Source organism: Clostridium sp. Marseille-P7770 (assembly GCF_902143525.1).
Lineage (GTDB): Bacteria > Bacillota > Clostridia > Lachnospirales > Lachnospiraceae > Pilosibacter.
Window position 1 is genome coordinate 213,996 of the sequence record NZ_CABFVC010000003.1, and the last position, 24,547, is coordinate 238,542.

Consider the following 24,547-nt stretch of genomic DNA (forward strand, 5'->3'; position numbering starts at 1 on the left):
GTAAAAAGCATCAGACTTATATACAACGTGAAAGCGTTCAGAAGATCTGATTCCATATGCCGGAAAAGTCATGACTTTTGTAACTTTAGACAATATGGACAAATAATTAAGAATATTATATAAAAATTTAGCAATGTTTTCAATTATAAATGTCGCTTGTGCAAGAAAAAATACAGGATCTGTTTTCTGGCTGACGACAGTGCCCGGGGAAGGAGCACCGTGTACAGTCACCGGGTGACGCCATGTTCACAATTTTTTAATAGAAAATTTTTTGCTTTTTGATTACAGATATGTTACACTAATGTTTGTATGTGCATGACAGGGACAATTGTCCCTGCCCACAAAACGCGCTGCTTCGTCTGATCGGAACGTGACAGACGGGGAGCGGAAATCGGAAACAGCATGGAGAGAAACATATGAATGATGATAAAGATACGGTAAACTATATGGATTCAATCAATAAAGCGAGCAGAAAGCGGAGAAGAAAACCGTCTTTCTGGGAACACTACGGGATCCTGGTGATCGGCGCAGCAGTTCTTGCGGTGATCGCCCTGGCGGTATTGTTCGGAGGAAAGGCTGTGACTGCGGTCCGCTCAAAGATGGCGGCAGCACAGGCGGCTTCCGAGTCGGCGGCGGAGAGCGAGAGTGCGGAGGAGTCTTCCCTTGCGGCGGAAGAGGAGAGCCGCGCTGAGATCGAATCAGAGTCTGAGGCGAGAGATGCGAAGATCCAGGAAGTGATCGATTCCTATTCAAATCTCGGGATCGCGAAGGTGACAGGATACCTGAATATCAGAAAAGACCCGGACGGAGCGGCGAATGTCGTCGGAACGCTCTCGGACGGAAGTGCCTGTGAGATTTTAGAGACTCTGGATGGCTGGGTAAAGATCAGCTCCGGGGAAGTTGAGGGATATGCAAGCTCCGAATACATCCTCACCGGGGATGAGGCGAAAGAGGCTGCGAAGGACCTCGTGAAGGAGCGCGCCTATATTACGGCGGATAACCTGAATATCCGTGAGACTCCGTCCACAGACGGACAGATCGTCGGAAAATGCCTGCAGGGAGAGCTCCACGAGATCGTCGGGGAAGAGAACGGCTGGTATAAGATCTCCGGCGGTTACATCTCTGCGGATTATGCGGAGAAACGCTTCTGTATGAATGAGGCGAACAAGCTGGATATGAAGGCGATGGTGTTAAATTTCTATGACCGTCCCGGCGTTTCCAATGTCTCAAACTACCTGAATATCCGTGCCGGCGCCGGGGAAAATGAGAAGATCATCGGAAAACTCCCGAGCTATGCCGGATGCGAGATCCTGGAGGATACGAACGGCTGGTACAAGATCAGTTCGGGCGGGATCACCGGATATGTAAAGAGCGATTATATCCTCACCGGAGACGAGGCTAAGCAGGCGGCGATGAACCACGCGGAGTTAATGGCGATCGTCCATGCGGACCGACTGAATGCGAGAACAGAGCCGTCCACCGATGCGAAGATCTGGACCCAGATTTCTGAGAACGAGCGCTACCATGTCGCAGAACAGCTTGACGGCTGGGTAAAGATCGAATTTGATGAGAGCGGCGAGGGAGACGGAGATGATGAGATCTCGGCGGCCTATGTATCTTCCGAGTTCGTGGAGGTACGGTATGCCCTTTCCGAGGCGATCAAGTTCTCGCCGACGGAGGAGAGCGCGTCCTTAAGGAGCCGGATCGTAAACTACGCGATGAAATTCCTTGGAAATCCGTATGTATGGGGCGGAACGAGCCTCACAAAGGGAGCGGACTGCTCCGGATTTACGATGTCCGTCATGAAGAACTTCGGAATCTCCCTCCCGCATTATTCCGGATCCCAGGCAAAGAGCGGAAAACGGATCAAGTCGAGCGAGATGCGTCCGGGTGATCTGGTATTCTACGGAAACAGCCGTGGAAAGATCAATCATGTTGCAATGTATATCGGAAACGGGCAGGTCATCAATGCGGCGAGCCGCCGGAGCGGGATCAAGATCTCGACCTGGAATTACCGCACACCGATCTGTATCGTGGATGTGATCGGAAACCGTTCTTAAAACGGAGAATGACTCAAAACAGAATATGATTTCCTGAAATGGAATGGATAGGAAAACTCCTTTCTGTGCATACTGGGGATACCTGGTATGTCGGAAAGGAGTTTTTTGATATGAATGAAAAGGAACAGACGGAGATAAAGGCGGAGGAGGAACGGATCCGGGAGAACGGTCAGGCGACGCTTGAGGAGAACGGAAAGCGGATCCATCTTTTGTCGATCATCGGGGAGATCGAGGGACATGAGAACCTGTCGGGAAGCACAAAGACGACGAAATATGAACATATCCTGCCGGAGCTCGCCAAGGTGGAGAGCGATGAGACGATTGGCGGTGTCCTGATCCTTGTCAACACGATCGGCGGGGATGTGAGCTGCGGACTGGCACTGGCGGAGATGATCGCCTCCTTAAGCAAGCCGACGGTGTCTCTTGTCATCGGGGACAGCCATTCGATCGGAGTTCCGCTTGCAGTGGCATCGGATTATTCTTTTATTGTGCCGACCGGAACGATGCTGGTGCATCCGGTGCGCATGAGCGGGATGGTGATCGGAACGGCACAGACGTATGAATATTTTGAGATGATCGAGGACCGGATCATAAGTTTTGTGTCGGAGCATAGCCGGATCGACAGGGAAAAACTGAAAAAGCTCATGCACAATACAAAAATGCTGACAAAGGATCTCGGGACCGTACTTGTCGGAAAAGAGGCGGTGGAGTGCGGCCTTATCGACGGGGAAGGCGGGATCCGGGACGCGATCGGGAGATTAAATAGGATGATGGAAGAAAACGTTGTTTCCCACAGGTAGAAAATCCGGAATCGAAAATATGTTCGGTTTGTGATTTCTTACGGTTGCATTTTGAAAAATTTTTTTGTATACTATATTTTGGGGTACTTACCCTGTAAAATAAAAGGGGGAAAAGCACTTGGCTGGAACCAGGAAACAAAAAGAAACGACAAAACAATCACAGACGTCTGCGAGAACGAGATCATCATCAACAGCGAAGACAACAGGAAGATCCGCACAGGCGTCTAAAAATAAGACAGCAAAAAATCAGACAAGATCCACGGCAAAGAAGAGAGAGCCGGAACCGGAGTACGAGGAGGACACCGGATTTTTACAATCCGAAGCGGTGATCCTCGGAACATTCGCGGTATGTGTGCTGTTATTTTTGAGCAACTTCCATATCTGCGGATTCCTCGGAAATTTCTTCAGCCAGATCATGCTGGGTGTATTTGGCTGTATCGGCTATCTTGCGCCGCTCCTGCTTTTCGCGGAGCTGTTATTTTACGCTTCAAATAAGGGAAATATCCGCGCGGTCTACAAGATGATCGCGGTGGAGGTCCTGCTGATCGTGCTCTGCGGACTTGCGCAGCTGATCTTTGGAGGTGGATACCAGGAAGGGCAGACGATCCTCGATATCTACCAGTCTGCCGGCGCGAGCGGACTCGGCGGCGGTGTGATTGGCGGCGTCCTCGTCATGATCCTTCACACAGCGGTCGGAACGATCGGAGCCTATGTGGTCCTCATCGTGTTCATGATCATCTCCCTGGTATGCATCACGGAGAGATCGTTCGTGTCCGCGGTGAAGAGCGGAAGCGGAAAAGCCTACCAGTACGCGAAGGAAGATTACAGCAGAAGAAAAGAGATCCATGAGGAGCGCCAGGCTGAAAAGCGCAGACTCCGGGAAGAACAGCGCGTCCAGGGTGTTAACCTTGCGGCGACGGATTTCTCGAAAAATCCGGATTTCGGCGGGATCGCCGGCGGATATATGGGGGTTGTGGATGCCGAGGCGGTTTCTGAGACGGACGTGACGGAGGAGAAACAAGCAGCCTCCGGTACATATCATGAGGAAAAACAGGGTCAAAGATCAGAGGCGAAGCAGATGCAGCCGGATCCGGCCGATATCTTCAAAGGAAAGATCACGATGGGCGGACGTCCTCTTGAGGAGGCGGATGTCTCCCGGGAAGAGAGAACGGCGGAAGAGACTGCAAAGAATACAGAACGAGTTCCGTTTGCGGAAGCTCCGGCATCGGCCGGAACCCGTGAGGACGAGGACGTGTTTATCCGTCATGGGGAGAATGCCTTTGATGATCCGGATCTTTTCCCGGATGAAAAGAAGAGGGAGACGGAAGCCTGGGAGAGAAAACCGAAGGTGTCTGTCTTATCCAACATTCCGGATATCCCTGTCGGGGAGTCTGGGGAGGACGATGCGATCTTCGCCGCGATGAGAAGAGACGCAGAGAGGAAAGCAAAGATCTTCCGCTCAGAGACCCTGGAGCAGAATGAGAGCGCAGAGAACCGGGAACCTTCAGAGATGCCGGAGACGGTATCCGCAGAGGGCGGACAGGAAATAAAAACGGAGACAGGAGCAAAGAGCGGGGAAATGACCGCTGCAGCTGCTGAAAGTGAACCTGTATCCGTATCCGAAACCGCGGAAACTCCGAAAACGTCCCGGATTTCAGAAGAAAAGTCCGTGATGGATCTGACAGATGATGAACTTCTCGATACGGAGCCGTATGTGGAAAATGACGATTACTGGATCCAGGCGGCTGCGGAGCCGGGAAGCCGCGCTTACAGAGCGGCGCATCCGGAGAGTGCGGAGCACGATGATCCTGTGACAGAGTTCCATGATGACAGTGAACCGGACGAATGGGCTGAGGAAACCAGTCCGTCAAAAGTACAGGAGATCCCGGGGCTCGGACCAGGACCGGAGGATCCGATCGTGGAACCGGCGCCGGCTACATCCGGACAGTCAGACATGGAACAGCCGACGTGCCGGGAAGACCGTTCACCGGACCGTCCGGCAGCCCGCGAATCTGCAGACGACAGGCGCAGGGTCGTGACCGCTTCCGGCAAGGTGATCGAAACGGATACAGAAGAGATCATAAAGAAAAAAGCGGAAGCGAGAAAGCGGGAAGCTGCCGAGAGAGAAGAGGCAGGAAACGAAGTCTTAAAGGAGATCAAACAGACGGAGGAAAAACCGAAGAAACCGTATGTGATCCCGCCGCTTGATCTCTTAAAGAAAGGTGTTCCTGTGACGGGACAGTCGGAGCAGGAATTTAAGGATACCGCGATCAAACTCCAGCAGACACTCCGGAACTTCGGCGTCGGGGTCACTGTGACGAATATCAGCTGCGGCCCGACGGTCACCCGGTATGAGCTTCACCCGGGACAGGGCGTGAAGGTGAGCAGGATCCTGTCTTTAGCGGACGATATCAAGCTGAATCTCGCGGCGGCGGATATCCGTATCGAGGCGCCGATCCCCGGAAAAGCGGCCGTCGGGATCGAGGTCCCGAACAAGGTCAACAGCATCGTATATCTGCGTGATCTTCTGGAGAGCCCGGAATTTAAAAACCATAAGTCAACGCTGGCGTTCGCCGTCGGAAAGGATATCGGCGGCCAGGTCGTCGTTGCGGATCTCGCGAAGATGCCGCATCTTCTGATCGCAGGACAGACAGGTTCCGGTAAATCCGTGGGGATCAATACAATGATCATGAGCCTCATCTACCGGTCGTCACCGGATGACGTAAAACTCATCATGATCGACCCGAAGGTGGTGGAACTTTCTGTATATAACGGGATCCCGCATCTTCTGATCCCGGTCGTGACCGACCCGAAAAAGGCGGCTGGCGCGCTCAACTGGGCAGTTGTGGAGATGATGGACCGCTACAACAAATTTGCAGCCTCAAATGTCCGTGATCTGAAGGGATATAACGCGAAGGTTCAGACTCTGGCGGAGAGCGGGGATATCCCTGCTGATCAGATCCCGAAGAAACTGCCGCAGCTCGTCATCATTATCGATGAGCTGGCGGACCTTATGATGGTCGCTTCCAATGAGGTGGAGGACGCGATCTGCCGTCTGGCACAGCTCGCCCGCGCTGCGGGGATCCATCTTGTGATCGCGACCCAGCGTCCGTCCGTCAACGTCATCACAGGCGTGATCAAGGCGAACGTGCCGTCACGAATTGCCTTCTCCGTCGCATCCGGCGTGGATTCGAGAACGATCCTCGATATGAATGGCGCGGAGAAACTGTTAGGAAACGGCGATATGCTGTTTTACCCGTCCGGCTATCCGAAACCGCTCCGTGTTCAGGGCGCTTTCGTCTCGGACGGCGAGGTATCAAATGTAACCGAGTTCTTAAAAGAACAGAACACGGATGCAGGATATAACACGGAAATCGAAAAGAAACTGAGCCAGTCCTCCTTCGGAGGAGGAGCGGGCGGACAGAATGAACGGGACGCGCTCTTTACGGACGCGGGCAAGTTCATTATCGAAAAGGATAAAGCGTCGATCGGTATGCTGCAGAGAATGTTCAAGATCGGCTTTAACCGCGCTGCCCGGATCATGGATCAGCTTGCCGAGGCCGGTGTTGTAGGTGAGGAAGAAGGAACGAAGCCAAGGAAGATCTTAATGTCCATGGAAGAGTTCGAAGAATTCCTGGAAGCAGGATACTAGGAACTGCGGCAGCTGTGTGGATATCAGACGGCTGCCGGACGCGAACTGCGCAGATCCACTGAAAAGTTATGCTACTACAAAAGGAGGATACCGATTATGAAGACCGATATCGAGATTGCACAGGAGACAAAGATGCTCCCGATCACTACCGTTGCATCCCAGTATGGAATCACTGAGGATGACCTGGAACTTTATGGAAAGTACAAGGCAAAGATCTCCAATGAGCTCTGGCAGGAGATCAAAGACAGACCGGACGGAAAACTCGTTCTGGTGACAGCGATCAACCCGACTCCGGCAGGAGAGGGAAAGACGACCACCAGTATCGGACTTGCCCAGGCGATGGCAAAATGCGGAAAGAAAGCAATACTTGCCCTCCGTGAACCGTCCCTCGGACCGTGCTTTGGGATCAAAGGCGGAGCTGCCGGCGGCGGATATGCCCAGGTTGTTCCGATGGAGGACTTAAACCTTCATTTTACCGGTGATTTCCATGCGATCACAACGGCAAACAACCTTCTGGCTGCTCTCCTGGACAACCACATCCAGCAGGGAAATGCACTTGGGATCGATCCGAGACAGATCCTCTGGAAGAGATGCCTGGATATGAATGACCGTGTGCTCAGAAACATCGTTGTCGGCCTCGGTGCAAAGGCGGACGGCTTTGTCCGTGAGGACCACTTTGTGATCACGGTTGCCTCCGAGATCATGGCGATCCTCTGTCTGGCGACGGATATGAAGGACTTAAAGGAACGTCTCGGAAAGATCATCGTAGCATATAATTTCGCGGGAGAGCCGGTGACAGCAAAGGACCTCAATGCAGTCGGCTCCATGGCAGCGCTCTTAAAAGATGCCATCAAGCCGAATATGGTCCAGACCCTGGAGCACACAGGCGCCCTTGTACATGGCGGACCGTTCGCGAACATCGCCCACGGCTGCAACAGCGTTATGGCAACAAGAACCGCATTAAAACTTGCTGACGTTGCGATCACGGAGGCAGGATTCGGCGCGGATCTCGGAGCTGAGAAGTTCTTCGATATCAAATGCCGCAAGGCCGGCATCCATCCGGATGCAGTCGTTCTCGTTGCGACCGTGCGCGCGTTAAAGTATAACGGAGGTGTTCCGAAGGACCAGCTTTCCGAGGAGAACCTTGACGCGTTAAAGAAGGGAATCGTAAACCTGGAGAAACATATCGAGAATATCCAGAAATACCATGTTCCGGTCGTAGTTACCTTAAACTCCTTCCTCACAGACACCGAGGCGGAATATGAGTTTATCCGGAACTTCTGTGAGGAGAGAGGATGTGAGTTCGCTCTGTCCGAAGTATGGGCAAAAGGCGGCGACGGCGGCATCGAGCTCGCAAAGAAGGTATTAAATACTCTGGAGACAAAGAAGAGCGATTTCGCTCCGTTATATCCGGATGAGATGGGAATCTCCGACAAGATCGAGACGATCGCGAAGGAGATCTACGGAGCCGGAAGCGTAAGCTATTCCCCGGCGGCGAAGAAGGCAATCGCAAAGATCACAGAGATGGGATTCGGCGATCTTCCGGTCTGCATGGCGAAGACCCAGTATTCCTTATCTGACGACCAGAAGAAGCTGGGACGTCCGGAGGGATTTGATCTGACGGTGCGCGACGTCTATGTGTGCGCGGGTGCCGGCTTTGTGGTTGCGCTCACAGGTGCGATCATGACAATGCCGGGACTTCCGAAAAAACCGGCGGCGGACAATATCGACGTGGATGAGAACGGAAAGATCACAGGACTGTTCTAAATTATAAAAGTGAAAGAAAACTTGCAGGCGGGCGCTTTTTGTTCCCGCCTGTGCGGGTTATGGGAAAGGATGACGACAGTGGTAATTGGAGATTGGTTAAAACGCATGAAATATGTTCTGGTTTCCGGCAGTCTGGATCAGAACGTGGATGAAGTGATCTATGATTCAAGAAAGGCGAGACCGGATTCTGTGTTCGTGTGCATTCAGGGCAGCACCAGGGATTCCCACGAGTTTATCCCGGATGTGTTAAAGGCGGGCTGCAAGGTCCTCGTGGTAGAAAAAGAAGTGGAAGTCCCGGCAGATGTGACGGTGATCCGGGTAGAAAACGGAAGACTTGCACTGTCGGAACTCTCCGCGGCGAGATTCGGCTATCCGGCGGAGAAGCTGATCACGATCGGGATCACCGGGACAAAGGGAAAGACCACGACGAGCTACATGATCAAGGCGGTCCTGGAGGCCGCCGGAAAGAAGACCGGGCTTATCGGAACGAACGGAGCTGTCATCGAGGATGAGAAATTCCCGACCTCCAATACGACTCCGGAATCCTATGTGGTGCAGGAGTATTTCCACAAGATGGTGGAGGCCGGCTGCGAGTGCTGCGTGATGGAGGTTTCCTCCCAGGCACTGATGCTGCACAGAGTCGGCGGGATCATGTTTGATTACGGCCTGTTCACAAATATTTCCCCGGACCATATCGGGCCGAAGGAGCATAATAGCTTCGAGGAATATCTTTTCTATAAATCAAGACTTCTGACTGTTTGCAAAACAGGTGTCGTGAACCGTCTGACCGACCACTATGAGGAGATCACCCGTGATGCATCCTGCAGACTGGTGACATACGCGCTGGGCGGGAATGCAGATTTTACAGGTGATGACATTCACTATGCGTCAGACCATGATTTCGTGGGGATCGAATTCTCCGTCCACGGACCGCTCAACGGCAGAGTCCGTGTGGGAATGCCGGGAAAATTCAATGCGGACAACGCTCTTGCGGCTCTCGCAGTGTGCTCTCTTGCGCTCTCCGGCGGAAGCGGAAACCTGGATGAAAAAACGCAGAAAGCAGTCCTTACTTCCCTTGAAAATGTCCGCGTGGACGGCCGCATGGAGATCGCCTATGTGTCAAAAACGTGCAGCGTGATCGTCGATTACGCGCACAATGCGGTCAGCATGGAAAGCCTGCTCTCGACACTCCGGGATTATCATCCGAAGCGTCTCGTCTGCGTCTTCGGCTGCGGCGGAAACCGTGCGAGGGACCGCAGATATTCCATGGGCGAGATCGGCGGAAAGATGGCGGATCTCTGCATCATCACAGCCGACAACCCGCGTTTTGAGAAGAATGAGGACATTATCAAAGATATCGAAGTTGGTCTTGCAAAGACAGACGGAAAATATATCGTGATCCCGGACAGACGGGAAGCGATTTTTTACGCAATCCACAACGCTGAGGAAGGCGACATGATCGCGATCATCGGAAAAGGCCATGAAGACTACCAGGAGATCGAGGGAGTAAAGCACCATTTCCTTGACCGGGAAGTTGTGGAAGAGGCAGTAAAGGAGATTGGAAAGTAATGGAGAACGTAAGTGTTCAGGATATCGTTCATGCCACCGGGGGCGTGCTGCTCTCCGGAAACAGCGATGCCCTGTTAAATAAGATCTGTCTGGATTCCAGACAGGTGGAGGCAGGAGACCTCTTTGTGCCGATCATCGGTGAGAAGGTCGATGCGCACCGTTTTTTACCGCAGGTGGCTGAAAACGGCGCCGGCGCTGTCCTCACAAGTGAGCAGAACGCGAAGACAGAGGAGATGGAAAAGACTTCCTGCGCATGGATCGCTGTGGATGACACGAAGAAAGCGCTCCAGGCAGTGGGACGTTATCTCAGAAAGCGCCTGGCATTGCCGATTGTCGGCGTTACAGGAAGTGTCGGAAAGACTACGACGAGAGAGATGATTGCAGCGGCCCTCTCTGCCCGTTACCATGTATACAAGACTCCGGGAAACAGCAACAGCCAGGTCGGCGTCCCGATCACTGTGTCCGAGATCACAAAGGCGGATGAAGTCGGGGTTCTGGAGCTTGGAATGAGCGAGCCGGGCGAGCTCACCGTGATCGCGCAGATCGCAAAGCCGGATATCGCAGTGATCACAAATATCGGGATCACCCACATCGAGCAGCTTGGATCGCGCGAGAATATCTATAAAGAAAAGATGACGATCCAGGACGGACTTTCCGACGGCGGCGTTCTCGTCTTAAACGGCGATGACGATATGCTGCAGAAGACAAAAGGAAAGGATGGCGTGAAGACCGTCTACTACGGAACCGGTGAAAACTGTGATTACCGCGCGGTGGATCTCGTCCTCACGGACGGAGAAGCTGAATTTACGGCGCTCCACGGCGGAAAGACACAGAAGATCCGCCTGAATGTCATGGGCATGCACAATGTGATGAATGCCATGGCGGCCATCGCGGTCTGCTGTGAGTGCGGCATGACGATGGCGGAGGCAGCGGAGGGACTTTTAACGTTCCACGGCTTCAAACACCGCCAGCAGGTCTATGCGGACGGACGCTTCACGGTGATGGACGATTCCTATAATGCAAGCCCGGCATCCATGAAAGCGGCGCTCGATGTATTTAAGGGACTCACCGGAAAGCGCCACATCGCTGTCCTTGCGGATATGAAGGAGCTCGGAGAAAATTATCTGGCCTACCACAGGGAGGTCGGTGAATACGCGGCAAATTCCGGGGTGGATCTCGTTGTGACACTCGGAGAGGCGAGCAAGTGTCTTGCGGAAGGCGTCCGCGCGGTGAAGGAGATCCCGGTCGTGGAGTTTTTAGACCGCGACGAGATGGTGAAGTATCTGGAGCAGGAAGTAAAAGACGGAGACTGCATCCTCTTTAAAGGATCCAACTCCATGGGACTTTCCGCTGTCGCGGACAAATTTGCGGAACTGGAAGAGAAGTAATATAAAAACTGCTATAAAGCTTCTCAAAGAAAGGAGGGACCCGGATTGGAACAGTACGCGGACATTATCATTGATCTTTCTGTAAAAAATGTGGACCGGATCTTCCAGTACCGGATCCCGGCCCATCTGAGAGAAGCTGTAAAACCGGGGGTACAGGTAAATGTCCCGTTCGGAAAGGGTGACACGGTGCGGAAGGGCATCGTCGTCGGGCTCTCGACGGAGACGGACTACGACCCGGAAAAGATGAAAGAGCTCATGTCGGTGGAGGAAGGTGCGGTCCCGATCCGTACCCAGATGATCTGTCTGGCGTTCTGGATGAAGGACCGCTATGCGACCACGATGAACCAGGCGTTAAAGACGGTCCTCCCCGTGAAGGCGAAAGTGATGCCCAGGGAGGAGCGGGTGATCGTCTCCTTAAAACCCCGGGAGGAGATCGAGACGCTGCTCATAGAAGCGGAAAAGAAGAAATTCCGGGCAAGAGTCCGGCTTTACCGGGCGCTCCTGGAAAACGATGAACTGCCGTTAAAGCTCACATCGGAGAAACTCGGCGTCACATCCGCTACATTAAAACCGCTGGTGGAAAAAGAGATCGTCGAATTAAAAGCGGCGCCGAAGGAACCGGGACACCTGGGAAGCTTTTCATCCGCGCGGAATATTTCCCTGAATGAGGAACAGAGACGGGCGGCAGAGACTGTGATTCGGGACTATGATTCCGGACTGAGAAATACCTATCTGCTCTACGGGATCACGGGAAGCGGAAAGACGGAAGTCTATATGGAACTCATCGATCATGTCCTGCGGGAGGGCAGACAGGCGATCGTTCTGATCCCGGAGATCTCCCTGACTTACCAGACCGTGATGCGCTTTTACCGGAGATTCGGAAACCGGGTCGGGATCATGAATTCCAGGCTTTCGGCCGGTGAGCGCTATGAACAGTCGGAACGGGCGGCAAACGGGGAGATCGACATCATGATCGGTCCTCGTTCCGCTCTTTTTACACCGTTCCCGGATCTCGGCCTCATCATCATCGATGAGGAACATGAAGGCGCATATAAGAGTGAGACGGCGCCGAGGTACGATGCGAGAGAGGTGGCGCGCGTCCGGGCAGATATGAGCGGGGCGGTCCTTGTTCTCGGATCTGCGACTCCGTCCGTGGAGAGCTACTACCGGGCGGAACAGGGGGAGTACCGGCTTCTGACACTCACAAAGAGAGCGAAGGAGAACAGCCGCCTGGCGGGAGTCCACATCGTGGATCTCAGGGAAGAACTCGCAGAGGGAAACCGCTCGATCTTCAGCCGGAAGTTAAAGAAACTGATCGAAGACCGGCTGGAGAAAAAACAGCAGGTGATGCTGTTCATGAACCGGCGGGGATATGCGGGCTTTGTGTCCTGCCGTTCCTGCGGAAAAGCGATGAAATGCCCGCACTGTGACGTGAGTCTTACCTACCACAGAAACGGCCGGTTAAAGTGTCACTACTGCGGATTTGAGCGCCCGCTCCCGGATCGATGCCCGTCCTGCGGATCCCCGTTTATCGCGCCGTTCGGGACCGGGACTCAGAAGCTGGAAGAGTTCACAAAGCGGGAGTTCCCGACTGCCCGCGTGCTTCGGATGGACGCGGACACGACTGCAAAAAAAGGGGCTCATGAGGAGATCCTCGCCACCTTCGCGGAGGGGGGCGCGGACATCCTGATCGGGACCCAGATGATCGTAAAGGGACACGATTTCGAAAATGTGACGCTTGTGGGTGTCATGGCGGCGGACCTCTCCCTCTATGCGCCTGATTTTAAGAGCGCGGAGCGGACCTTTGAACTCCTGACCCAGGCGTCTGGCCGTGCGGGCCGCGGGGATCTTTCGGGGGATGTGGTGATCCAGACCTACGCGCCTGACCACTATGCGGTCTCCTCGGCAGCCGAACAGGATTATCTGCAGTTCTACCGGCAGGAACTTCTCTACCGGAAGATGATGGGATATCCGCCGCTCGTGGGACTCCTGACGATCGGTCTTTCTTCAAAGAGGGAGGCAGATGTTGTCCGGGCGTCGGAGGACTTAAAACGCGTTATCCTGCGGGAATACGCTCTGGACGGGCTGAAAGTCATCGGCCCTGTGGAGGATTCCCCGTATAAACTTAATGATAATTACAGAAAAATTTTATATATGAAACATGAAAGTTATGATATACTATTAAAAATCAGAAATTCTGCCCGGAAGCGGGAGACCATCCCGGATCTCTTCCGGAATGTGTTTGTGCAGTACGATCTGACGTGACATCATGTTTCGGCAAAAACAATGCGGGAGCCTTTCTGGCCCCGGTATCATAAATATGAGAGGAAATAAAATAAAATGGCAATCAGACAGATCAGAACCATCGGAGATGAGATCCTTACAAAACCGTGCAAACCGGTAAAAGAAATGAATGAGAGAACGATCGAACTCATTGAGGATATGTTTGAGACAATGTACGAGAGCAACGGCTGCGGTCTTGCGGCTCCGCAGGTAGGTGTTCGCAAGCGCATCGTGGTCATCGATGTGGATGACGGAAACCAGTATGTACTGATCAACCCGGAGATCCTTGAGACGAGCGGCAGCCAGACAGGACAGGAAGGCTGCTTAAGCGTTCCGGGAAAATGCGGACAGGTGACCCGCGCGGAGCACGTAAAGGCAAAAGCGCTCAATGAAAATATGGAGGAATACGAGATCGAGGCGGACGGACTTCTTGCCAGATGCATTCTCCATGAGTGCGACCACCTGGACGGAAAACTTTATGTGGACCTTGTAGAGGGCGAACTTCAGGACACAGTCGGAGAGGAAGAGGAATAATATGCGTATCGTATTTATGGGAACGCCGGACTTCGCAGTTCCGACGCTGACCGCTCTTGTGGAGGGCGGACATGAAGTGATCGCTGCGGTGACGCAGCCGGATAAACCGAAAGGACGCGGAAAATCCGTCCTTATGACGCCTGTAAAGGAAAAAGCGATCGAGTATCAGATCCCGGTATACCAGCCGGTGAAAGTGCGGGATCCGGAATTTGTGGATCTCTTAAAAGTGATGGCACCGGACGCGATCGTCGTTGTTGCCTTCGGACAGATCCTGCCGAAAGTGATCCTGGATCTGCCGAAATACGGCTGTGTGAATGTTCATGCGTCCCTGCTCCCGAAATACCGCGGAGCTGCCCCGATCCAGTGGGCAGTCATCGACGGCGAGAAGGAGAGCGGTGTGACCACGATGATGATGGATGTGGGACTCGACACCGGAGATATGCTCGAGCAGAAAGCGATCCCGCTCGATGAAAAAGAGACGGGCGGAAGCCTGTTTGACAAGCTCTCTGCCCTTGGCGGATCAATGATCTTATCGACGTTAAAAGGACTCGAGGACGGAACGATCACGAGAACTCCCCAGGGAGAATCGGAGACTTCCTATGCGAAGATGCTCACGAAAGAGATGGGACATATCGACTGGACAAAGGATGCGGCGTCCATCGAACGCCTTGTCCGCGGCTTGAATCCGTGGCCGAGTGCCTATACTTCCTACGCAGGAAAAACCATGAAGATCTGGGCAGCGGATGTGGCTGACCTTCCGGGCGAGAGGACTCCGGGAAAGATCCATGTGACAAAAAATCAGCTCTTTGTGGAGACCGGTGACGGCGTCCTCGATGTAAAAGAGCTTCAGCTTGAGGGAAAGAAGCGGATGGATACGGCTTCCTTCCTGCGCGGCTTCCAGATGGAAGACGGAAGTTTCTGCGAATAAGGCCTGTGGCAGGATCACACTGCAGCGCTCAGGCAGAAAAGTGACTGTGAAGTCAACATGGGAACGGCAGAAACGACATCGAAAGGAGAGATGTTTATGTACGGAATGTATGGTTACGGTTATGGATACGGGTTTGACCCGACGATCATCCTTGTACTGATCGGAGTTGCCCTCTCACTCTGGGCGCAGGGACGTGTGAATTCCACGTTCTCCAGATACTCGAGAGTCCGCAGCATGACCGGGATGACGGGTGCTGAGGCGGCGAGACGCCTTCTGAATGCCCAGGGAATCTATGATGTGACGGTCCAGCCGATCGCAGGAGAGCTGACGGACCACTATGATCCGCGGACGAAGACCGTAAATCTGTCCCAGTCCGTATACGGGGCAACTTCCGTCGCAGCGATCGGTGTCGCTGCCCACGAGTGCGGACACGCGATGCAGGACAATGAAGGATACGCTCCGCTGCGTTTCCGGAGCGCTCTGGTCCCGGCGGCAAACTTCGGCTCTAAACTTTCCTGGCCGCTGATCCTTTTAGGACTTGTGTTCGGCGGACTTGGCTCCCCGCTCGTTGAGATCGGGATCCTGATGTTCTCCCTTGCGGTGCTGTTCCAGCTCGTGACGCTTCCGGTGGAGTACAATGCGTCCGCCAGAGCAGTGAGACTCCTGGATTCCCAGGGGATCCTTGCGGGCGAGGAAGTAAGCGGAACGAGAAAAGTTCTGAATGCGGCAGCCCTCACTTACGTGGCAGCGGCGGCGACCTCGATCCTGCAGCTTCTTCGTCTCATTATTCTCTTTGGAGGAAGAAACAGACGTGACAACTAATACGACAAATATCCGGGAGGTCGTCCTTGACGTCCTCCTGGAAGTCCTTGAAAACCACAATTTAAGCCACCTCGTCTTAAAACAGGCGCTGGAAAAGTACCTGTTTCTGGAACGCCAGGACCGCGCATTTATCACAAGATGCGTGGAGGGAACGCTGGAATACAGGATCCAGATCGATGCGGTGATCGACCGCTTCTCAAAGGTAAAGACTGCGAAGATGAAACCGGTGATCCGCGAGATCCTCCGGATGTCGGTCTACCAGATCCTCTATATGGAACGTGTCCCGGATTCCGCTGTCTGCAATGAGGCGGTAAAGCTTGCAAAAAAGAGAAAATTCCAGGGACTTTCCGGCTTTGTAAATGGTGTGCTGAGGACCGTCTCAAGAGAAAAAGAAAATCTGTCCTGGAAGGATGCATCCATCCGGTATTCGATCCCGCAGTGGATGCTGTCCATGTGGGAGGAGATGTTTGGAAAAGAGACCGCGGAGACGATCGCGGCATCGTTCCTGGAGGAACGTCCGCTCACGGTGCGGTTTAACGAGAGTATTGCCCCTGCGGCGGAGACCGTCGAAGAACTGAGAGCCCAGAATATCACGGTGGATCTGTCAGATGTATTCCCTGGGATCGCTTCGATCCGCGGATTTGACTACTTAGACCGAGTCGGCGCGTTCGCGGAGGGAAAGATCACGGTCCAGGATCCGAGCTCCTCTCTGGCAGCCCGGATGGCATCCATCAAGCCGGGAGACTTTGTCCTTGACGTGTGCAGCGCCCCCGGAGGAAAGGCCATGCACGCGGCAGATCTCCTGAGGGGGACCGGAATGGTGGAAGCGCGGGATGTGAGTGAGAGAAAGACGGACCTCATCGAGGAAAACATCATGCGCTGCGGATTCCCAAATATCCGGACAATGGTCTGGGATGCGACGTTCCTGGATCCGTCCATGATCGGACAGGCAGATATTGTCCTCGCGGATCTTCCGTGCTCTGGGCTCGGGATCATCGGCAAAAAGCCGGATATCAAGGAGCGGATGACGAAAGATGAGATCGTGAAACTGGCTGGACTTCAGAGGGAGATCCTCTCTGTGGTGTCCCAGTATGTGAAACCGGGCGGAACGCTTGTTTACAGCACCTGCACGATCACAAAAGAAGAGAATGCAGAGAACGCGGACTGGATCGAAAAAAATCTGCCGTTTGAGAAAAAAGAGATCCGTGACCTTCTGCCGGAGGCGTTAAAAGCTTCCTGTGAGGAGAACAGGATCCAGCTTTTACCGGGAGTCCATCCGTGCGACGGATTCTTTATCTCGGTATTCAGAAGAAAATAACTGTGCAGATATACCGGACAGTTACAGAAAAAATAACAGAACTGCTGTTTTGGAGAGTGGAGAATGGAAAAGAAAGACCTGAAATCAATGACGTTGGAGGAGCTGACAGAGTTTGTGAAGGAACTCGGCGAAAAGCCGTTCCGTGCGAAACAGCTGTACCAGTGGATGCATGAAAAACTGGCCGCATCCCTGGACGAGTGCACAAACCTGCCGAAAGCGTTTAGGGAAAAACTCGCGGAGAACAGTACATATACGTCTTTACGGACCGTAAAAATGCTGGAATCCGGGATCGACGGGACGAGAAAATATCTGTTTGGTCTCGATGACGGGAACGTGATCGAGAGCGTTCTGATGAAATACCATCACGGAAATTCCGTATGTATCTCATCCCAGGTCGGCTGCCGCATGGGCTGCCGGTTCTGTGCGTCGACCCTGGACGGACTTACGAGAAACTTACGCCCTTCAGAGATGCTGGATCAGATCTACCGGATCCAGAGATCCACGGGAGAGCGCGTTTCCAATGTGGTGGTCATGGGAAGCGGAGAGCCGATGGACAATTATGACAACCTGGTCCGCTTCATCCGGCTCCTCTCCGACGAAAACGGCCTGAACATCAGCCAGAGAAACATCACGGTCTCCACCTGCGGGATCGTCCCGAAGATCTTAAAGCTCGCGGATGAAGGTCTTTCGATCACCCTGGCACTTTCTCTTCATGCGCCGGACGATGAGACGAGAAAGACCCTGATGCCGATCGCCAACAGCTACTCCCTGTCGGAGGTGCTTCCGGCATGTAAGGAATATTATAAAAAGACAGGAAGGCGCCTGACCTTTGAGTACAGCCTGGTTCAGGGAGTCAACGACAACCTCGATGAGGCAAAGCGCCTGACAGCGCTCTTAAAGGATATTCAGGGCCATGTGAACCTGATCCCGGTCAACCCGATCAAGGAGCGTGACTTTAAACAGTCCAACCGGGACGCGATCGACGCGTTCAAAGGCTACCTTGAAAAACACGGGATCAACGTTACGATCCGCCGGGAGATGGGCCGCGACATCGGCGGCGCCTGTGGGCAGCTTAGAAAGAGTTACCTGAGTGAGGAGGGACTGTCATGATCTCTTACGCGAAGACAGATACCGGAATCGTGAGAAGATCCAATCAGGATTTCCTGTTTGCATCGGATCAGCCGGTGGGACCGCTCCCGAACCTGTTCATCGTTGCAGACGGAATGGGCGGACATAAAGCAGGGGATTTCGCATCCCGGTATGTCGTGGAACATATGAAAGAAAATATCGAAAATTCTGACGCTGTGAGTCCGGTGATGGTCCTGAGAAGAGCGCTTGAAAAGACGAATCTCGGCCTTTATGAGGAGTCCATGGAAGATCCGGAGCGGGAAGGAATGGGATCCACCCTGGTGGCGGCCACCATCGAGGACGATATGATGTATGTGGCAAACGTGGGGGACAGCAGACTCTACCTTCTGCGGGACAGCCTGGCCCAGATCACGCGGGATCACTCCCTTGTGGAGGAGATGGTCGCGAGAGGGAAGATGGAGCGGGACAGTGAATCCTACCGGAACCAGAAGAATATCATCACGCGCGCTGTAGGGATCGGAAAGCGTGTGGAGGCGGACTTCTTCGAGGTGCCGCTTCTCGAAAGCGACTGCGTTCTGCTCTGCTCCGACGGACTGACAAACATGGTGGATGACGCAGAGATCAGCCGCGTCTTAAAGACGACGGACACACTGAAAGAGAAGACGGACGCCCTGATCGATGAGGCAAACCGGAACGGAGGAAAGGACAACATTGCGATCGTCCTTGTAGAACCTCAGATAAGTGAGGTGAATGTATGATTCTATATCCTGGAACGATGCTCCAGGATCGGTATGAGATCCTGGAAAAGATCGGATCTGGCGGAATGTCAGATGTGTATAAGGCAAAATGCCATAAGCTGAACCGCCTTGTCGCGATCAAGGTTCTGAAATCGGAGTTTACTTCCGACGCCACTTTTGTCAGCAAATTTAAGATGGAAGCCCAGGCGGCAGCCGGACTTTCCCACCCGAATATTGTCAATATCTACGACGTTGTGGATGAAGGAGACATCCACTTCATCGTTATGGAGCTCGTAGAGGGAATTACTTTAAAGAGCTATATCACGAAAAAAGGTCATCTTGAAGTGAAAGAAGCGATCGGGATCGCGATCCAGGTTGCCTCCGGGATCGAGGCTGCCCACGAGCAGCATATCATCCACCGGGACATCAAACCGCAAAATATGCTGATTTCCATGGACGGCAAGGTGAAGGTCGCGGATTTCGGGATCGCGAGAGCCGTCTCCTCCCAGACCATGAATGCGGCGACGGTAGTGGGATCCGTCCACTACATTTCCCCGGAGCAGGCGCGGGGCGGATACAGCGATGAGCGGAGTGATCTGTATTCTCTCGGTATCACGATGTTCGAGATGGTCACCGGTCATGTCCCGTTTGAGGGAGACAACACCGTGACAGTTGCGCTGGCACATCTGGAAGATCCGATGCCGGATCCGAGAACACTGAATCCGGAGGTTTCCCCGAGTCTTGCCCGCATCATCTTAAAATGTACGGAAAAGAGACCGGAACGCCGCTATCCGAGCGCGGCAGCCGTGATCAGCGACCTGAGAAGAGCGCTCTTAAACGACGATGATCCGAATGTCGGTGTGATCGAGGAGGAAGACCACAGCTCCGATACGATCGTGATCAGCCCGAATGAGCTGAATATGATCAAGACCAGGAGTGGAGAGCGGATCCGGGAGTCAAAGCCGGTGAAGGAGATCCGTGAGCGCAGGGAACGGCGTGATCTGGAAAAACGTTATGAGCAGCCGGAGGACGCAAAGAAAGACCAGAAAAAGAGCAAAGAGAACGACGAAGCGACCGGGCTGGAAAAGATCCTGACCGGCCTGGGTGTTGCGGCAGCCGTGATCATCGTGGCGGTCGTGATCGTATTTATCCTGAAACTCGGCGGCCTCTTCAGGAGCAGCACGCCGGAAGATCCGACGGAGCAGGTCTCCCAGGAGGCGACCACGGAGGAGGCAAAGACCACAGCGGTATCGGAGACAACGATCAGCCAGAAAGAGGTCTACATGCCGAATCTTGTGGGACATTCACAGGATGAAGCTGAGAAGATTCTGCAGGGACTCGACCTTTCCATGCAGGTGGAGCAGGAAAATTCCGACGGTGTGGAAAAAGGCATGGTCATTTCCCAGAAAGAGAAACCGGATACCGTGATCCCGCGCTTTTCCAAGGTGACCGTCGTCATCAGCGCCGGATCTGACAAGGTGGATCTCGCGGAACTCGGACTTTCCGGAATGACTCTTGAGACGGCAGTGCGCCTCTTAGAGGGAAAGAACCTGAAAGCAGATGTGCAGGAAGAATCCAGCGAGGATGTCCCGTCCGGAACCATCATCCGCTATGAGCCGGAAGATAAAGTGGCACTCGGAAGTACCGTGACTCTGTATGTGAGCACGGGGCCGGAGGAAGAATTTGTCTCTGTTCCGAATCTCTACGGAAAGACAGACGCGGAGGCATCCGTACTTCTTTCTGCGGCAGGACTTGTGGCGGGCGAGATCTCAAAAGAGTATGACAGTACGATCTCAGCCGGCCATGTCATCAGCCAGGGCGTTGAGGCAGGAACCCAGATCGCACCCGGAGAGACCGTGGATTATACCGTGAGTCTCGGACCGGAAGCGCCGAAAAAACAGTTTATCGCCTCCCTGGATGCAAGTTATCCTCTTCAGGTCTCCTATGGACCGGGGGCAGCGTCCTCCGAGATCCAGATCCTGATCCGTTTAAAACAGACGGTAAACGGAAAAGTGACCTACACGAAACTTGCAGAGCCGAAGTCCTACAGCGCGGACACGACCTTAAATATCAAGCTTGACAAGATCCGCGGCGCAGACGGCGTGCAGACCGGTGAAGTGGAGATCGTGGATCTCACGAACAATGTCGTTCTGACCTCGTACAACGTAACCTTTACGGAAGTTGACAGCTGATAAAAGGCGGCAGCGAGCGGATACGAAACCTGACTGCGGAGCATACGGGCAGTCAGGATGAGATATGGGAGAGTGTATGACTGGAAAAATCATTAAGGGGATCGCCGGATTTTACTATGTCCATGACGGCGTTTCCAAAGTATATGAATGCAAGGCAAAGGGCGTATTCCGGAACAGGAAGATCAAACCTCTTGTGGGTGACAATGTGGAATTCGATGTGCTCTCAGAGGAGGAATGCCTCGGAAACATCGTGGAGATCCTCCCGAGAGAGAATTCCCTGATCCGCCCGGCCGTCGCGAACATTGATCAGGCGATGATCGTGTTCGCGGTCGCTGATCCGGAACCGAACTTAAACCTTCTGGACCGGTTCCTTGTCACGATGGAAGCCCAGGATGTGCCGGTGGTGATCTGTTTTAACAAGACGGACCTCGGAAAAGAGGGAGACGCTGACCGGCTCGCTGAAATCTACCGGAACGCAGGATATGAAGTTCACTTATCCTGCGCTCTTGAGGGAGATGGGATCGAGGCGATCCACGATCTTCTCCGGGGAAAGACGACAGCTCTTGCCGGTCCATCCGGTGTCGGGAAATCGTCCCTGACGAACCGCATCCAGCCGGAGGCGGAGATGGAGACGGGTGCTGTCAGCGAGAAGATCAGGAGAGGACGCCACACAACGAGACATTCCGAGCTGTTTTTCGTCGAGAAGGAAACCTTCGTGATGGATACGCCCGGATTCAGCTCGATCTTTGTTGACGATATGAAGCCGGAGGAATTAAAAGACTATTTCCCGGAGTTTGAAGCCTATGAGCCGGAATGCCGGTTCCTTGGCTGCGTCCATGTAGGAGAGCGGGAATGCGGTGTCAAGGATGCCGTAAAAGCAGGAAAGATCGCAGGATCCCGGTATGACAATTACCGGTTGATCTATGATGAACTTAAGAATAAAAGGAGATATTAAGATCATGTATATTTTAGCGCCATCGATTCTTTCAGCAGATTTTTCAAAACTTGGAGAGGATGTAAAGACTGTTTCCGATGCTGGAGCGCAGTACATCCATCTCGACGTGATGGACGGAGCGTTTGTTCCGAGCATTTCCTTCGGTATGCCGGTGATCTCTTCCCTCAGAAAGACGACAGACCGTGTGTTTGATGTCCACATGATGGTGGAGGAGCCGGGAAGATATGTAAATGATGTGAGAAAGGCCGGCGCGGACCTCATCTGTGTCCACCAGGAAGCCTGTCTTCACCTTGACCGTACGATCAACCAGATCAAGGAGACCGGCGCGAAAGCGGCTGTCGCATTAAACCCGGCGACACCTGTGGAGACTCTTTCCTGCATCTTAAAAGAGGTCGATATGTTCCTCATCATGTCCGTCAATCCGGGATTCGGCGGACAGAAATTTATCCCGTACACCTTAGAGAAGATCAAAAAGCTCCGCACCATGTTAAATGAGGCCGGTCTTACCACGGATATCGAAGTGGACGGCGGCGTCAATGCGGCAAATGTGAGAGATGTTCTCGACGCCGGTGCAAATGTCATCGTTGCCGGTTCTGCGGTATTTAAGAATGATGCGGCAGCGAATACGCGGGAATTTTTAAAGATCTTTGACGAGTATTCTGCAAAATAGAACCGGCAAAGTCTGCGGTCACTGTGGTATCATACGGAATTCCCGCTTCAAGAATTCCCGGATACGAAGAGTAACGAAATCATTTCATCAGCCATGCGTTTCCTGTATGCCATGAAGATCATGGAACAGGAAACGTCATGGCTGGATTTTTATCTCAGTCAGATAAGATCCCACCTGATCGGATCAAAAGGAGTGTGACAATGAAAATGAGTTCAGATATGAAAGAAGCTGCGGACACTTGCCTGATCGTGTCCGGCGGGCCGACAGATCGGGAGTTTGCGGCAAAATTTGTAAAGGAGAGGAAGTACCCGTATGTGATCGCGGTGGACGCCGGACTGGCTGTCTGTGAGGACCTGGGACTTGTCCCGGATCTCGCGGTGGGGGATTTTGACACCTTTGGTCTGGAGCGGATGGAGGAGCTAAGGAAGAAGGAAGGCTGGGCAACGGATGTCCACAAGCCGGAAAAGGATGAGACGGACACAGACCTCGCAGTCCGCTCCGCTCTCCGCGCTGGTTTCTGCACAGCCCATGTGCTCGGCGCTACGGGCGGAAGACTGGACCACGAGCTCTCCAACATTCACCTGATGAGGGCTGCGAAAGACGCCGGACTTTTTATGGAGATCTATGATGCAAAGAACCGGATCTTTCTCCTGACGCCGGACGATGAAGAACATTCCGTCTTTCGAAAGACAGACCTCTACGGAAAATACGTCTCCTTTCTGCCGCTCACGGAGAAAGTTCTCGGGATCACGCTGGATGGATTTAAGTATCCGCTCCATAATAAGGATATCTCGATCCTGGAAAACCCGAGTCTCTGCGTCAGCAACGAGGTCCCCGGGGAGTCTGCAAAGATCTCATTCCGTGAGGGGATCCTGATCTGTGTGGAATCCGGGGACTAAGATGCTGGACTGCATAAAAAAACCAAAACTGGACATTTTGCACAATCCACATGAGTGTTACTATGGATGACAAGACAGAAGAGACAGCTCCTGCATGACCTGTCGGAATGACTCCGGAAGCTCATATTCACAAAGAGCGATTCCTGATGCCGGACGGCATACATCTGAAGAAAACTGCCGGATGGACTGTCAGTAACACACGAGGGGAGACTTAATTATGAAAGAAAAGAATGACCAGTTAATGAAAATCGCGCAGGCGGGCCTGATGGCGGCGCTCTGCTATATCGGATATGCGGTGTTCCCGGCGATCTCAGCCAGCGGAAGCAAGATCCACATAGGAAATGCGTTCGTCGTCCTTTCCGCGTGCCTTCTCGGAGGTGTCTATGGAGGTCTTTCCGGAGCGGTCGGCTTATCGATCGCTGATATTGTCGGCGGTTACGCGGCATCTGCACCGAGAACCTTCATCACAAAGCTTGTGATCGGCCTGATCGTCGGCTTCGTAGCTCATAAGATCGCGAAGCTTTCCGATGAGCATGACCATGCGTATGTGATCCGCTGGTCCGCGATCGCTGCAGTCTGCGGTCTCGGCTTCAACTGTTTCTTCGAGCCGGCGTTAAAGTATGTATGGTACACCTTATTATTCCCGAATGCTGAAAAAGCCGCATCCGCGATCAAGGCGCTCCTTGCGATCACAACGTACACGACGATCATCAATGCAGTGATCAATTCCGTGATCGCCGTGATCCTCTACGCAGCGCTCCGCCCGGCTTTAAGAAAAGCGGGATTGATTGCCGCAGAGAGAGCGTAAAAGATCAGGCTTCAGGGAAAATAACTGAAAGATATGAATCAAAGTATTTTCCGCAGAATTTCTGTTTGTCTATGTG

At 53.3% G+C, this 24,547-nt stretch carries 18 protein-coding genes; all 18 read left to right on the forward strand.

Features of this window, described 5'->3' with window-relative positions:
• Positions 1–416 precede the first annotated feature (416 nt).
• The 18 genes from FN001_RS08150 to FN001_RS08235 all read left to right on the forward strand — a co-directional run bounded on the left by FN001_RS08150 (position 417) and on the right by FN001_RS08235 (position 24,471).
• Complete coding sequence (locus FN001_RS08150; protein ID WP_142411498.1) at positions 417–2,060, forward strand: C40 family peptidase; 1,644 nt, start codon at positions 417–419, stop codon at positions 2,058–2,060.
• A gap of 110 nt (positions 2,061–2,170) precedes the next feature.
• Positions 2,171–2,860 (forward strand): ClpP family protease, encoded by a 690-nt coding sequence (locus FN001_RS08155; protein WP_142411499.1) that lies wholly within the window; start codon positions 2,171–2,173, stop codon positions 2,858–2,860.
• Positions 2,861–2,978: 118 nt separating this feature from the next.
• Positions 2,979–6,512 carry a DNA translocase FtsK gene (locus FN001_RS08160; protein WP_142411500.1) on the forward strand — a complete coding sequence of 1,178 codons (3,534 nt, stop codon included), beginning with the start codon at positions 2,979–2,981 and terminating at the stop codon, positions 6,510–6,512.
• Between the two features lie 96 nt (positions 6,513–6,608).
• Positions 6,609–8,279 (forward strand): formate--tetrahydrofolate ligase, encoded by a 1,671-nt coding sequence (locus FN001_RS08165; protein WP_142411501.1) that lies wholly within the window; start codon positions 6,609–6,611, stop codon positions 8,277–8,279.
• A 69-nt stretch (positions 8,280–8,348) separates the two neighbouring features.
• Positions 8,349–9,848: a UDP-N-acetylmuramoyl-L-alanyl-D-glutamate--2,6-diaminopimelate ligase gene (locus FN001_RS08170; protein ID WP_486463493.1), complete on the forward strand. Its 1,500-nt coding sequence runs from the start codon at positions 8,349–8,351 to the stop codon at positions 9,846–9,848.
• Entirely contained in the window at positions 9,848–11,236 is a 1,389-nt protein-coding gene (locus tag FN001_RS08175; protein WP_142411503.1) for a UDP-N-acetylmuramoyl-tripeptide--D-alanyl-D-alanine ligase, read from the forward strand. Before FN001_RS08170 ends, FN001_RS08175 begins: the two co-directional genes overlap by 1 nt.
• A 45-nt stretch (positions 11,237–11,281) precedes the next feature.
• Positions 11,282–13,501, forward strand: a complete 2,220-nt coding sequence (gene priA / locus FN001_RS08180; RefSeq protein ID WP_142411504.1) for a replication restart helicase PriA — start codon at positions 11,282–11,284, stop codon at positions 13,499–13,501.
• 75 nt (positions 13,502–13,576) lie between these two features.
• The gene (def, locus tag FN001_RS08185) at positions 13,577–14,053 is read left to right on the forward strand and encodes a peptide deformylase (RefSeq protein ID WP_118298097.1); all 477 of its coding nucleotides are present in this window, start codon (positions 13,577–13,579) and stop codon (positions 14,051–14,053) included.
• 1 nt (position 14,054) lies between these two features.
• A complete protein-coding gene (gene fmt, locus FN001_RS08190; protein ID WP_118298098.1) occupies positions 14,055–14,981 on the forward strand; it encodes a methionyl-tRNA formyltransferase in 927 nt (308 codons plus the stop codon).
• Between the two features lie 96 nt (positions 14,982–15,077).
• The gene (locus tag FN001_RS08195) at positions 15,078–15,803 is read left to right on the forward strand and encodes a zinc metallopeptidase (protein WP_118298099.1); all 726 of its coding nucleotides are present in this window, start codon (positions 15,078–15,080) and stop codon (positions 15,801–15,803) included.
• A complete protein-coding gene (gene rsmB / locus FN001_RS08200) occupies positions 15,793–17,121 on the forward strand; it encodes a 16S rRNA (cytosine(967)-C(5))-methyltransferase RsmB (RefSeq protein ID WP_243121974.1) in 1,329 nt (442 codons plus the stop codon). Before FN001_RS08195 ends, rsmB begins: the two co-directional genes overlap by 11 nt.
• A gap of 63 nt (positions 17,122–17,184) precedes the next feature.
• Positions 17,185–18,231, forward strand: a complete 1,047-nt coding sequence (rlmN, locus tag FN001_RS08205) for a dual-specificity RNA methyltransferase RlmN (RefSeq protein WP_142411506.1) — start codon at positions 17,185–17,187, stop codon at positions 18,229–18,231.
• Complete coding sequence (locus FN001_RS08210; protein ID WP_118727534.1) at positions 18,228–18,968, forward strand: Stp1/IreP family PP2C-type Ser/Thr phosphatase; 741 nt, start codon at positions 18,228–18,230, stop codon at positions 18,966–18,968. Before rlmN ends, FN001_RS08210 begins: the two co-directional genes overlap by 4 nt.
• A complete protein-coding gene (gene pknB, locus FN001_RS08215) occupies positions 18,965–21,139 on the forward strand; it encodes a Stk1 family PASTA domain-containing Ser/Thr kinase (protein WP_142411507.1) in 2,175 nt (724 codons plus the stop codon). The genes FN001_RS08210 and pknB overlap by 4 nt, the downstream gene beginning before the upstream one ends.
• A 76-nt stretch (positions 21,140–21,215) precedes the next feature.
• Positions 21,216–22,094, forward strand: a complete 879-nt coding sequence (gene rsgA, locus FN001_RS08220; protein ID WP_142411508.1) for a ribosome small subunit-dependent GTPase A — start codon at positions 21,216–21,218, stop codon at positions 22,092–22,094.
• Between the two features lie 4 nt (positions 22,095–22,098).
• Positions 22,099–22,764 carry a ribulose-phosphate 3-epimerase gene (gene rpe, locus FN001_RS08225; RefSeq protein WP_118298105.1) on the forward strand — a complete coding sequence of 222 codons (666 nt, stop codon included), beginning with the start codon at positions 22,099–22,101 and terminating at the stop codon, positions 22,762–22,764.
• Positions 22,765–22,964: 200 nt separating this feature from the next.
• Complete coding sequence (locus FN001_RS08230) at positions 22,965–23,663, forward strand: thiamine diphosphokinase (protein ID WP_243035570.1); 699 nt, start codon at positions 22,965–22,967, stop codon at positions 23,661–23,663.
• Positions 23,664–23,880: 217 nt separating this feature from the next.
• Entirely contained in the window at positions 23,881–24,471 is a 591-nt protein-coding gene (locus FN001_RS08235) for an ECF transporter S component (RefSeq protein WP_142411509.1), read from the forward strand.
• The last annotated feature ends 76 nt before the right edge of the window (positions 24,472–24,547 follow it).